The organism is Vibrio hepatarius (genome assembly GCF_001274785.1).
GTDB classification, from domain to species: Bacteria; Pseudomonadota; Gammaproteobacteria; order Enterobacterales; family Vibrionaceae; genus Vibrio; species Vibrio hepatarius.
In genome coordinates, this window is record NZ_LHPI01000027.1 from 16,722 (window position 1) to 29,438 (window position 12,717).

14 protein-coding genes are annotated in these 12,717 nt (G+C 40.9%); 8 read left to right on the forward strand and 6 right to left on the reverse strand.

Going from position 1 to position 12,717, the window contains the following annotated elements:
* Positions 1-18: 18 nt before the first annotated feature.
* Complete coding sequence (locus tag AKJ31_RS20425) at positions 19-303, reverse strand: hypothetical protein (RefSeq protein WP_245639084.1); 285 nt, start codon at positions 301-303, stop codon at positions 19-21.
* Positions 304-823: 520 nt separating this feature from the next.
* Between AKJ31_RS20425 and AKJ31_RS20430 the strand changes: the two genes are divergently transcribed.
* The 3 genes from AKJ31_RS20430 to AKJ31_RS20440 are packed head-to-tail and all read left to right on the forward strand — an operon-like array spanning position 824 to position 3,003.
* Entirely contained in the window at positions 824-1,786 is a 963-nt protein-coding gene (locus tag AKJ31_RS20430; RefSeq protein WP_053410895.1) for a type IV toxin-antitoxin system AbiEi family antitoxin, read from the forward strand.
* Positions 1,752-2,591 (forward strand): nucleotidyl transferase AbiEii/AbiGii toxin family protein, encoded by an 840-nt coding sequence (locus AKJ31_RS20435; RefSeq protein ID WP_053410881.1) that lies wholly within the window; start codon positions 1,752-1,754, stop codon positions 2,589-2,591. The genes AKJ31_RS20430 and AKJ31_RS20435 overlap by 35 nt, the downstream gene beginning before the upstream one ends.
* The gene (locus AKJ31_RS20440; RefSeq protein WP_053410882.1) at positions 2,563-3,003 is read left to right on the forward strand and encodes a hypothetical protein; all 441 of its coding nucleotides are present in this window, start codon (positions 2,563-2,565) and stop codon (positions 3,001-3,003) included. The genes AKJ31_RS20435 and AKJ31_RS20440 overlap by 29 nt, the downstream gene beginning before the upstream one ends.
* A 587-nt stretch (positions 3,004-3,590) precedes the next feature.
* On the opposite strand, the gene AKJ31_RS20445 is transcribed toward AKJ31_RS20440, so the two are convergent.
* The 3 genes from AKJ31_RS20445 to AKJ31_RS20460 all read right to left on the reverse strand — a co-directional run bounded on the left by AKJ31_RS20445 (position 3,591) and on the right by AKJ31_RS20460 (position 5,897).
* The gene (locus AKJ31_RS20445) at positions 3,591-4,160 is read right to left on the reverse strand and encodes a YceI family protein (RefSeq protein ID WP_053410883.1); all 570 of its coding nucleotides are present in this window, start codon (positions 4,158-4,160) and stop codon (positions 3,591-3,593) included.
* Entirely contained in the window at positions 4,157-4,708 is a 552-nt protein-coding gene (locus AKJ31_RS20450) for a cytochrome b (protein WP_053410884.1), read from the reverse strand. The genes AKJ31_RS20445 and AKJ31_RS20450 overlap by 4 nt, the downstream gene beginning before the upstream one ends.
* Before the next feature lie 970 nt (positions 4,709-5,678).
* Positions 5,679-5,897, reverse strand: a complete 219-nt coding sequence (locus tag AKJ31_RS20460) for a hypothetical protein (protein WP_053410886.1) — start codon at positions 5,895-5,897, stop codon at positions 5,679-5,681.
* A 235-nt stretch (positions 5,898-6,132) separates the two neighbouring features.
* Between AKJ31_RS20460 and AKJ31_RS20465 the strand changes: the two genes are divergently transcribed.
* Both AKJ31_RS20465 and AKJ31_RS20470 read left to right on the forward strand, forming a co-directional pair.
* Positions 6,133-6,336: a hypothetical protein gene (locus tag AKJ31_RS20465; protein ID WP_053410887.1), complete on the forward strand. Its 204-nt coding sequence runs from the start codon at positions 6,133-6,135 to the stop codon at positions 6,334-6,336.
* Between the two features lie 57 nt (positions 6,337-6,393).
* Positions 6,394-7,266, forward strand: a complete 873-nt coding sequence (locus tag AKJ31_RS20470) for a competence protein CoiA family protein (RefSeq protein ID WP_053410888.1) — start codon at positions 6,394-6,396, stop codon at positions 7,264-7,266.
* Between the two features lie 10 nt (positions 7,267-7,276).
* Here AKJ31_RS20470 and AKJ31_RS20475 read toward each other — a convergent pair whose 3' ends face one another.
* Both AKJ31_RS20475 and AKJ31_RS20480 read right to left on the reverse strand, forming a co-directional pair.
* Positions 7,277-8,533, reverse strand: coding sequence for a Y-family DNA polymerase (locus AKJ31_RS20475; protein ID WP_053410889.1), 1,257 nt, complete (start codon positions 8,531-8,533; stop codon positions 7,277-7,279).
* 1 nt (position 8,534) lies between these two features.
* Positions 8,535-8,936 carry a LexA family protein gene (locus AKJ31_RS20480; RefSeq protein ID WP_053410890.1) on the reverse strand — a complete coding sequence of 134 codons (402 nt, stop codon included), beginning with the start codon at positions 8,934-8,936 and terminating at the stop codon, positions 8,535-8,537.
* Between the two features lie 255 nt (positions 8,937-9,191).
* Here AKJ31_RS20480 and AKJ31_RS20485 point away from each other — a divergent pair, with 255 nt between their 5' ends.
* The 3 genes from AKJ31_RS20485 (at position 9,192) to AKJ31_RS20495 (ending at position 12,707) form a co-directional block, all read left to right on the forward strand.
* On the forward strand, positions 9,192-10,265 hold the full coding sequence (locus AKJ31_RS20485; RefSeq protein ID WP_053410891.1) for a tyrosine-type recombinase/integrase: 1,074 nt from the start codon (positions 9,192-9,194) through the stop codon (positions 10,263-10,265).
* Between the two features lie 377 nt (positions 10,266-10,642).
* Positions 10,643-11,977 carry a hypothetical protein gene (locus AKJ31_RS20490; RefSeq protein WP_245639085.1) on the forward strand — a complete coding sequence of 445 codons (1,335 nt, stop codon included), beginning with the start codon at positions 10,643-10,645 and terminating at the stop codon, positions 11,975-11,977.
* 145 nt (positions 11,978-12,122) lie between these two features.
* Positions 12,123-12,707 (forward strand): hypothetical protein, encoded by a 585-nt coding sequence (locus AKJ31_RS20495; protein WP_053410893.1) that lies wholly within the window; start codon positions 12,123-12,125, stop codon positions 12,705-12,707.
* Positions 12,708-12,717 lie beyond the last annotated feature (10 nt).

Genomic DNA, 12,717 nt, shown 5'->3' on the forward strand with positions numbered 1-12,717 from the left:
AAATTCAATGATTTGTGATTAATCGTTGTCTGATTTAGCTGTAATTTTAATAGATGCTTCTGTAAGCCCAATACGCAACAACTCAGCGATAGCACCGTCTAAGCTCTTGAAGATACGAGCCTCATAAGGCTTCCTTGAACTACTCAATACAAGCGGCTCACCATTCCAATCCATACCGTTAAGTACGACCGTGTATTCACCTTTGCAGCCCACAACATGCGCCTGATCTAGAATGCCACTCTTAACTCTTTCTTTCGCCATAGAGCTAAGAATGCAGTTTCCACCATTTAACCCTGAAATCATTCTGACTCACTCAATAATCGTTTTTGCCACAATATCAAATATCGTAGCAAAACTGTAGTGTTGTATCAGATTTCGACAAATAAGTATTTATGCAAAATAGGGAAACTTACTACTTCACTGGTAGGGCTTTGGTGAAACTAATAATGGGGCAGAACTTTCTTAGAGCCATAACATCCGTAATCAAAAAAGGCAGCGTACCGATTGGAGAACGCCGCCTTATAATATGACAGTTTAATACTTAGTATGAATCTCTATTACTTGTATGAAACTTTATTCTACTCACACACTAACCATCATTAACCTCATTGCCCGAACCAATTGCGAATGAGATCGTAAATGATAATTGATTTCATTGATCTTATTTTATACAGCTTTTTAACCCTACTTATTGCATATAACGTAACTACGATTGCTTGAATTGACCTTTGTTAATCAAAAACCTTTATCTTTACTTGCTCTGTTTTCACGATTATAGTTTCTACATGATTCATGTAAATTTTGATTTTGTGTAAATATGGCTATGGATTTTGAATTTTTAAACTTCACAGATAACTTGCCTGAGTCTTGGCAGTCTGAGTTTAAGTTTGACCCTAAACAGAACTACGATGGCACCTTGCGGATTTGGCTTAACGATCGGACATACAGCTTTAAGGTTGATTTCAAGCGAATCCATAGAAAAGACACATTACGTAGCGTGAAAGCTAATAACCTTATTGATGATCGCTTTGTTTTAGTCACTAATGCCCTTACAGATTTCTTAAAAGAAGAGTGTGTGAACATGGGGATTAATTTTATTGATGAAGCGGGAAATGTGAGGATAGTGTCTGATGACCTATATATCTTCATCTCTAAGCCAAATGTAAGTGCAGGGATAACAAAGCAACCGGTAGTAATGACAGAAGGTATCGTAAAATGTGTCTTCGCATTGATTTGTGAGCCTTTATTATTAAGCAAAACCTATGAGTCAATTGCTCAGAAAGCAGGTATCTCAGTCAGCATGGCAAACAAAGCCATCAAGTTCTTAATAGAAAAAAATTACATACCAAAGGATAAAGTCAAACGTCGATTTTTCGATGAAAACACTCTTATGTATGACTGGTTGTTGAGCTATTACAAACATATTGGGTCTAAGCAAAGAACAATTCCTTGTCCACCTCCTTTAGATTGGAAATCAATTGAGTTACCTGACGGTGCTATTTGGGGTGGTGAGACTGCAGCAGCAGAGCTCACAGACTATCTTCATCCACAATCGCTTTTTCTATATTCGAATAGTCAAGTTTATGGTTATGAGTTCAATAAATCAGATTCAAATGCGCCTCGATTACAGGTTTGTCGCCCTTTTTGGGGGAATGGATTGACGATAACTGATAAGGGTAGAGCATTACTTACCATTGCTGAGTTGCTTGCAACTCAAGACGGCCGGAATAGGGAAGTTGCGGAGATTATTAATGACAAGTACTTACACCTCAAAACACTCCCTTAACCAAGAGTTTATAGAAGCTTTATCGTATGTTGTTAAAGTTACTAATGCATTAGACATCCCGTACTTTATTGCAGGTGCAACCGCAAGAGACATCGTTATGCATGGAATTTTTGGACACGCACCTGGTAGAGCTACAGCAGATATTGATACAGCAATCTTTGTTAACACTTGGGTCCAGTTCGAAGACATTAAGACTTCATTAATAAGTTCTGGTTTGATAGAAACTGATTTGGTTCATCGTTTACGAGAGCCTAAATCGGGGTATCCAGTAGATATTCTTCCATTCGGTGACTTAGAAGACGATGAACGACGCATACAGTGGCCACCTAAACACGAAGAAACCATGTCCGTAATTGGCTTCAAAGAGGCGTTTGAATCTTCTATAAAGGTTGTTATTGATGGTTTGACATTCAATGTTGCGTCTTTGCCGGGCATTGCGTTGATGAAACTCATAGCCTGGGGAGAGCGCGGAAATGAAAATTCAAAGGACGCGAGTGATTTTTTTCTTTTGATGAACAAGTATCAACTAATTCATCAAGATCGCCTTTGGGAAAGTTATGTTCCACAAGATTTCGATTGGAACGTTGAATTGGTAACAGCTTTCTTGTTGGGGTTTGATGTGCGAGACATTTTGAAGGAAGAATCAGAAGAGGTTCTGCTGGACATTAAAAATAAACATCAAGATCGGTTGATTACAGGCATGGTAAAAGGGCATGGAACTGTCGATATTGATGCTTTAGAAAAACAACTAGAAGCATTTTGGCGCGGTGTATTCGATGAAAGACAGCGAGAGCAAGGCGATTAGGAAAGTGAATATTTTTAAGTTTAGACCGCTGACCTTTGGGTACAGCTTTATTCTGGCAACAACCGTTTTTAATTTTATTACTTATAATTCGGTAATGCATTGGCAAACTATAGCTGGTGGTATTGCATGCGGATTGCCAATAGTAACTGCCTTTATGCATAGTCGGAAAATGGCACTTGTGTTGTGGGTAACTTCATTAGCTATTTTTGCCTTTATTCTGAGTGGTTATATTGACAATTTTCAGGTTAATAGATTGTTTTTCATAGCAATGACCGCAGGGGTTTTGTTAGGTTTCATTCCAGCTTATAAATTCAACAAGCCTAAGAGTTATTTGTTTTTTGCAAGCTGTTTAAAAATGGATGGATACGATGAAAAAGCAGAACAACTAATGGCGCGTTATCGTGGAGAATAATATTGATTGAATTATTGCTACCCGACATGTAAGGTTGTCGGTGTTAGTCAATGCTTAAGTTTCTTGAGCCTATATAGGACGGGAGCTGGGGCAGTGTTTTAATACCTACCTTGGAGCCGATAATCCTACTTGTCGGCTCCAGATATTTTTTGGTTTTATTTAATATTTCCTACAATTCGCCCTGACGTTCAGTTTGCCAATATAATGAATTCAATTTAAACATTGCCTACTAAACGTCATTACTACTCTTGTCATATCTACTTTCTATATCGTTTTCTAATAACCAAAAATATTCTAACTATCATTACTGATAGAATAAATGTAATTGTATTGCAAACAAATAGAATGTAATTCTTTGCATTTGCAAGTTCTTAGTTAACATAATCAAGACTCGTAGTGATGACGTCTCGTACTGATTGCAACGCTATGACAATGAAACTGCATAAAATTTATAAGTCTGTCTGTTTTATTAGACTACTAAAATTGACAGCAATTCTTTTATCATCCCAGTGGAATTTTAGGAATCCCATGTTAAACCCAAAAAAAACCAACCTTTCGGTTGGCTTATTTGTTAATTATTCCAGTTACTACTGTTTGATACCTTCAACGTACAGAGTCATATCAGCGTATGTTGTAGCGCCCATTTCCTTGATACCAAAGTCTTTCAACTCAAGACGCGTTGTACCTTTAAGGCCTAGACGTTCACCACCCCACGGATCTGCGCCACCGCCTATCACGGATGCATTGATTGTGATCGGGTGTGTAATTCCATGTAATGTAAGGTTACCAATCACGTCCATGTTGCCGTCTTTCTTGTCGACAACTTTAGTAGAAATGAATGTCGCTGTAGAGAACTTTCCAGCGTCTATGAAATCTGCGCTACGAATGTGCTTGTCGCGTTCTGCGTGGTTGCTGTCCAAGCTTGTAGTATCAACCACTACTTTTACTTTTGATGATTCTATGTTGTTTTCATCGAAACTGAACGTTCCTTCGAAATTGTTGAATCGACCTTGAATGACACTGTAACCAAGATGGCTTACCGCAAAGTTAACTGATGCGTGAGCACCCGAAGTATCGATTTTGTAGTCAGCTGCGTTTGCTGCTAGTGGTGCTGCCATTGATACAAATAGACCTGCGGCGATAAGAGACTTTTTCATGTTTTATTTTTTCCTAACATCTTTTTGAGGGTTTGATCTTTGTTAATTACGTGGTGCTTCACTGCAGCTGTCGCGTGGATAGCTACAACTCCAATCAGTGTCCATGCAACAAGCATATGTACGTTGCCAGCTAAGTCAGATTGGTGTTCGAATAACTCTCCTGCCCCTGGAACAGTGAATAGCCCAAACACTTCTATACCGCGGCCATCAGATGTTGATATCAAATAACCGGAAACAAATAGCGCTGCCAATAAAATGTACATAGTTAGATGTGCTATTTTTGAGGCCATTTTTTCAAGTGCTGTTCCTTCGGCTTCTGGAGATGCTGAAAGTAGTTTCCAAGCAAATCGGCCAACGGTTATTAATGCCAGTATAATGCCTACAGCTTTATGTCCTTCTGGAGCTGTCTTATACCAAGAACTGTAATAACTAAGGTCAACCATCCAGATACCGATCATAAACATTCCTATGACGGCTATTGCTGAAACCCAGTGCATTATGATTGCTAATAGGTTGTAGTTTTGGGGAAATGAATTGCTGAGTGACATTTTAATTTGCCGTATTTACTGCGATCTCAAAAACTAAAGTATTACAATTATATGTTCATTTGGATTTAAGGAGGTATTAGCTTTTTGAACAACATGTTCAGAAAATCTGAATGAGATCGAGCTTTAGGCTGCGTTGTCTCGAAGATTAATTACACCTACGAGGCTTGCGAGTTGATGGGATTTATATCAGATAAAGCAATATGTTAAATCATTCCAAGTAACTAGTTATACAGGCGGTATAAGTACTTGCGGTGATACCTTATAGTTGCTCCACCAATAGAGAGAGTACTTATGGTGAAAAAAGCAAACCAACGGTATGTTATGTAAATATCGATTGCGCTAAAAACGTCTGTAGGTGTTCGAGCTGTCCATACAAAAATGAAACTTACAATACTTGCCAACAGAAGTAACAGTGTGAGCACAATACCTAGCTTTGTTCTCCAGTCAAAGGAGTTAAATTGCATTTTGTGTTCCTCTAGCTTTGTATATCAGTAAGTTTTTTGAACTCGGATTCAGATAATCTCTTAGACACATATTCCTTCCTAATAGAAAAATAGGTCTGAACATTATTTTCCTGTCTGATATACCCATTGTGATCAGTAAAGTTGTTACTTACAACATGGCAGAAAATTGATGAATTAAGCTCAAACCATGCCCCTTGTACAGCACGTATTTGTACCCGCGTATCCCCACTACTTTCCATATCGTTGATGTACATTCTTGCACATGAAGCGTCTAACAGATTTTGGCTCGGAGCTTGATTCTGAGTTGTAGTGGTTTCTGGTAAATATCTAACTACCGAAGATTGTTTACCCAGCCAATATCCAGCAACAAGACATAGTGTAACTGTCAATAAATATAGAAGATTAGGACCCCTTTTCACAGTAACTCTCTGTTTAGTGTTACTAATTATTGTGGTCATTTTAGTGTTTAAAAGGTGTTGGTGCACCATGATTCTTGTATATGTACCTTATAGCTGTAAATGTCCCAAATCCTGCTCAAATTGCTCAATATTCGTAATCCTTGACCAAGGAATACCTCCTACTTGCTCAATGATATAGGCTTCATTAGCTGCTTTATCGATAGCTACAAATCCATTGGTATTTTCTTTCGAGAAATGATCTGCGAACGATGTGGATTCTTTCCATCCATTTTTTGTTAGATAAGTTAACAGAGTCTCTATTTCCACTTTTTGTATCCTATTCATTTAACATTGAAATAAAGACATAAAACAGGGTTTGGTCATGCTACAAATGTCTAATTCCACTTGAGGGGATTTCTTTCACCTTTTATACAACAAATTTTGACTGGTGCAAGCTGTCTTATGCTTTTATTGAATTATTTGCAATATCAGTGGATTTGCGGATTTCGAATAGTTTTATATAGTGGTTCCAAGTTTAATTTATTTAAAACGGACTCATATTATGTCTAATGGTCAAAACAACGTAGTTAAAATGAATGGCAAATTTTACAGCCGTGTTGATGGTTCTCGCCTTACGGATTGTTGCCATGCTTATTCAACCTTCTTTGATGATGAGTTGGTATGTAAAGTATGCTATTTCAATGTTGAGTTTGGTGAAGGTGATGGCTCAGAGAAAGTAGATGTAAAAACACTACCGTCATCATAAGGATTAAAATTGTGTAGAAGTGTAGAAATCTTTTGAGGCTAAGTTTTTGAGGGTGATATGTCAGGTTTTAGTGTGTTAATGCCTTTTGCGCGAAATAATACAACAGGTCAAATTATTGGTGTTCAAGAAGCAGATCGGGGAACTAAATGTAACTGCAGATGCATATCTTGTAACACTCCTGTTACCGCAAGACAGGCTGAGATTAATCAATGGCATTTCGCTCATAGAACTAATGATTCAACAATTTCGAGTGAGTGTAAATTCTCTCCGATAACTGCAGTCTCGTTGATACTTCGACAGCAATTACCAGTTCATCTTACTGACTTCGATTTGGATGAATGGCCATTCAGTAACATTGTTTGGCATATCGATAAAATCGTCCATGATTGCCGTTTAGATGCTTACGGAGAGGACGAACAATCAGGACATACGGTTGCAATTGAGATCCCTTTTGCCAACTACACAGGTTTTGATATTAATAAGTATCCTGATTCGGTAGATTTTATCCTACGTGTAGATACCCACTCTTTGGCAAGGAAGTTATTTGCGAGTGGCGATAAATTGAAACTGTATACTTCCGATGAAGTATTTGATTACTTTCTTGAATGTTGGGCAAGTCTAGTCGTTATGCACAGGTGGCCACAACCAGAACTCGTAGTTGAGCAACCTTTGGGGAATTGTAGTGATATAGAACACCAGTCATCCCTAAGTGAAACTGCCAAATACTCAAGCACAACTGATCACGGTTCTAAGAGTGGAATGCAAGTTGAGAACTCTTCGTCAATTTGCGTGTGTTGTGGAACATTTCCAGCAAAATATGGCAAGGGACTCTTGTGTAATTCATGTGTTACCAGGCATGTTGGTCCAGATTTCCCTAATTTAACTGAAATGATTCGTCACTATAGAAAGGAATCAAACCAGTTTAGGTAGAGGTTTTGGCTCAGCACTTTAGTCTCGGTAAGTCGCGCCATGAGGTCGTGTAATGCGGCGTCTTCATTGCAGTGTCGCATTCCCATTTTCTCGGTATACCCTGCGCAGCAAGAAAAACTGTGTTTTTGCCATACTTTTGATTTAGTCCATCAAAAACGGACATCAGCTCCGGTCGGTTTGGTTCCGGGTTGAACAAATCCTCTTGTGCATGTTGGCCATCAACAAGGTCGATAAGCCCAACTCCCGCTCGGTAAAATTTGATGCCCTCTTTAAACATTTCCGCAGCCATCTGAGCGGCAATTTTTGTAATTTGATCGACATCTGACGTTGGATAAGCGAACTGGTGAATTGCTTTATAGTTAACAGGCCGATCGTCATAAGGTGAATTGCCGGCAAAGCAAATCATCACTCGACAAAGTGATTTCTGATCACGCGCCTTACGTGATGCTATGGCCGCGTGCTCGCAAATTTCCTGTGTAAGAGCCTCCAGTGTAACCAACCGGTCACTTGTACTTCTAGTCGAGAAAATTTCTTTCTTCGGCGCCCTCACATCATCCCAATTCTTGCATCGCTGACCATTCAGTTCCCGGACTATTCTTTCCATCTCAATGCTGAATTCTCTCCGGGCTTTTTGTGGGTCTAACCGAGAAAGTTGCAGTCCGGTTTCAACTCCCATAAATTGAAGCCTCTTGGCCAAGCGTGAGCCGATACCCCACACTTTATCAACTTTCATTTGGGCCAGAACCTTATCGATTTCTGTCTTAGTATCGAGTACGCAAACACCGCGAAAACCTGGCAACCGTTTGGATGCAAAACTGGCCGTCTTTGCGAGAGTGAGTGTGTGGGAAAACCCACAACAAACCGGTATTCGTACCTGCTTCCATACTGCGCGGCGTATTTTCATACCATGCTCATAGAAATCGGGGATTGTCGATTCACACCCCGCGTAATCCTGAAACTGCTCGTCAATGGAATACACGTAGCTGGAAGGAGCGAAACTACTCATTACTGTCATCATTTTTCCGCTTATGTCTGCATAAAGGGGGAAGTTTGACGTACATACAACTACACCGTAATGATCACAAAGAGCTTTAACTTTGAAGTAGGCTGAAAATTTAGGAATGCCCAGTGATAAAGCCTGCTTGTTTGCCGCAACGATGATCCCGTTTTCATTTGACAGGACAATCACTGGTTTTTTTCGCCACGAAACTTCAAAAACTTGGTGGCAACTTGCATAAAATGCGGATGCGTCGGCTAAGCAATACATGTTATCTGGCCAGTAGATGGGATGGTCTGAACATTCGAAGTGAAAAACTACACACGCCTTCGACCGTGAACTCATCAAGCTCATCAATTACAACCGGCCTGTATTGTGGACTGGCTGAAATCAAAAGCCTGTTTTCGATGTCGATGATCTTCACAGTGAGCTCGCCATTAAGTACAGCCACAACAATGTCACCAGTCTTGGCATCTAAAGACCGATCGACAAGTACAGGGTCACCATCGAATAGGCCAACACCTTCCATCGAGTTACCGTTGATTATGGCTAAGAAAGAACTGCTTGGCCTCTCTACGAAATCATCAAGAGATAAGTCAAGCATCTTGTGTTCATCTGCGTAGGACTCGAAACCCACAATGCCAGCGTGAGGCTTTAATGGTATAAGTTTCATAAACTCTAATACTGGTTATATATACAGTTATTTTGGTCTGAGTTTAGGTCGATTTCAAGCTCTCTGTTTGCCCTACACGTCCAGTTTGCCACTAATTACTCAAAATGTTCATTTTTCAATCGGTTATAAGGCAGCTTCAAAGAAAAGAAAATCTGGTATAAGATACTGGTATTATATACAGTAGGTTGGCTTCTGGCGCGATTGTAGAAGCGTGATAGCTTGATAAATGCCGATACATAACAAGTAACTGAAAAAATGACAAATAAACAGATAGTTGAGTACGAAAAGCCTTATTTAGACCCACTTGTTCATACTGGTCTTTCAACTCAGGCTGAAATAGCTTCTGACTTATCGGATGACGCAAAAAGACTACTCCAAAAGAGCTTTTCTAAATCGACTCTCGATGCGTACATATCTGATGGCCGCGTATTCTGTGCTTGGTGTGAAGTTCAGGGAATAAATCCGGGTAGTGCAAGTACAGCGGAAATAATCAACTTCCTCACAGATCAGACAGTCGGAAAATTAAATCGATGGGTCTGGACGGATAAATCTGCACGCCTTGGTTATTTGACATCGGGTGCACCGCTTGCCTACTCCACTATTTACCGTCGATTAAACGGTGTTAAATTCGCGTTGAAGCGTTATTACGGTCGCTCGTTTAACGAAACTGAACTTCAATACTTGAGTGACATAATGAAGGGTGTTGCTGCAGAGCTTGGAACAGAAAAAAGGAAGGTTAAAGGCATCTACACTGATGACTTACGTCTTATTTTCTCACAGATGGATCTTACAGACCAAGTAGACCTCAGAGATCGGGCAATTTTGATGCTCCTTTATGCTGGTGCATTTCGTCGTTCCGAAATCGTTCAACTCCAATATGCGAACGTAAAACTGTTCCCGGGCAAAGGACTAAAGATAAAACTGGATAAGGTTAAGCGTAAACAAAACGGCATGGTCAAAATCATTCTGGCTGGTAGCAAAGGGGAAATGTGCCCAGTGTCTTTCCTATCAGATTACTTGATGGCTGCAGAAATCAAAGATGGGTTCATCTTTAGACGTGCTAACAGAAACCGCAAGATGCTTTCTATTCCACTTACCGGTGATGCGATAAATAAAATGGTAAAGGAGCGCTGCGAACAAGCCGGGTTAATCGGTCTTTATGGAGGGCATAGTGGCCGGCGCGGTTTCGTTGAATCGGCGGTCACCGCAGGTAAGACAATGAATAAAGTGATGCAGATGACTGGCCATAAATCTGTTCAGACTCTTCAAGAGTACTTTGATGACAATGAAGCGTGGGATGATGCTAACGCAAGTTTCGGGCTCTACTAAAAATCATTTTTAGGGCCCAAATCGAACACTATAATAGCCACGCAACAAGTTGAACATCAGTAACCTCGTTATTATCAGTGACAACAAAAGTGATGATAATGAGGCTTTCAAATTTTTCCTGCTATGTCCTACCCCTCGCCTGTATCTTACCTATTCCCTCTTTTTCGGCTGACAAGGGTTCTGTAACCTTACCGGCTGATCAATATCTGAGAGACAACAATGGTAAGCCTGTAGGTTATTTCAAATCCGACGTACTGAGAACTTCTCAAGAGAACATTGCAACCGGCGCACATGATTTTGAGATAAGACTTTCCGACGACTCTCCATTTTCAATTAAAGCGGATTCAAAAGTCATTAAGCCTGGCGCCACTATTTCCATGACCAAAACCCTTGAAAACGGTGTATTGAGTTTTGAAGTGGCTCCAGTTCGAAAGCAGGATATAGGCAAAGTTGAATACGAGGTCTATATCCCTAGCCTTTATTCGATCGATGACCGATTTTGGGAAGTCTTTGACCCAACTTATACACCTTGGGTCGACTCTGGCCAGAATGTGGATTACGAGGACTGGCTTCCTCCCCTAGCCCAACAGATGACCGACTTCACTCAAACCCGTCAATACAAAGACGTGTATACCCGTGAACGACAAGACCGCGACAAAGACACAAACGTCGGGGAGATCCGTAATCACGGTGACCCTGTAACTGAATACGATTATCGCCCAAATACCGAATCAAGGGATGTCAAAGCATTGGTTGACGCGTATGTGAATACTGGTGACCTGCATGACTGTGGCGAATGGGTACCGCCTGCATCAGAAACCTACGAAGGGTTGACCGTCGACCAAACGTATACCTGCCAACAAGATCAATCCAGAACGTGGACTTATAAAGTTGGAAGCGAAGTGATCGGCACTCACCCTCAAGTACAAAGTATCGATGACATCAAATACCGAACGGTTCCTGGTACTAAGAATCCTTGGTTGAGTACTGCTTCCGAATTTGGAGAATGGACTAACGTTGATACTCCACATTCATATACATCGTGGGATCCAGCGATTGTTAATCAAACAACCGACTTTTCTCAGTCACGCAGCTACAAACAAAATCAAACACGAACTGAACAGAAGCAACAGAAAAACGCAGTAACGGGTGAAATCAGAAGCGTTGGGGAGCTGCAGAACAACTCTCGAATCGTGACAGTTAATGAAACTAGAACAATCTCAGTTACTGTGTCAGCTTGGGCTAATTCAGGTGGTGTGTACAGCTGCAGTGGTTGGTCGCCAAGTACGGGTGCAGTATCTAGTGGTACAAGATTCACACAAACTCGCAGCTGTAAGCAAATACAAGTTAGAACGTGGACTTATAATGATGGTTCAACCATTGTCACAACGAGGCCAGAGAATCGCGTAATTGACTCTTCACAATCGCAAGGAGCAATAGGTACTAAAAGAGTTTTAGGTACATATGCTAGATTTCCTAGAGTAGAAGGACGTGTATCTCAGCAAGTTATGAATGGAGCATTGGAATTTCTTCAATGGAGTTCGAAAAACTTGCAGCACAACAGATGTGAGACAATAAATGGTACGAGTCGTTGTTTCTACGCTGAAATTCCTAAAATTCCTTCCAGTTGTGTAATTGGGGATAGAATTGCTTTCGTGGGCGTGAATTATGACCATACTATAATCGTATTGGACCGCTGGGAGTGTAGATAATATAAGATATCGGGGCTAATCAATAAGCCCCGTTTTTCACTCCGCTCACTTAATACCTTAGGACGTCAACGCGCTCTCGTACTCGTAAAAGACACATGCTGGTCTAAACTAAGTCATGATTTTCAAAGTCAGGGACGGATTGGGAATGCTAAAAAAACTACTAGTCACCTCAGGAATACTGATGTCGATGGCTGGCTATGCCGCGCCAAAGTTGACCATTTATGACGATGGGCTCTCATGCCCTAATAACTGCGATGCGCACGTTGTCTTTCATCAAACTTTGAATGGGACTAAGTTTGCACATTCACCAAACTCGACATCGGCAATGCCCCAACGCTGTGCGCCCAATACCGATTGTCGGATTTGCTTCGATGATAAGGCAAAGGAATGTCTGATCACGCCCTATCGAGGTGGAGGGCCATCAAAGAATACCTTCGATTTAACGCCTGCCTTCTACTCGCTTTGGTGTGGCAACCCTGACATCCCCACGCGACTACGGAGTCAATGCGACATCTTAATTAAGCAATCCCAAACCTTAGTCGGTCGAATTAACTGTATTGCCGAACCCGAACATGATAAATGCCAGGTAATGATGCGAAAAGCGGTGAAAGACAAACAGCAAGACTCAGTGATCTACCAGCAGTGTCTGGAGGAAGGAGAAGAAGTCTTTAACTTGTCTCGCCCTGAAAGAGAAAAGCGCATCTACGGCTGCGCCTATAGGGGGTTCTAGGGATTTTCCC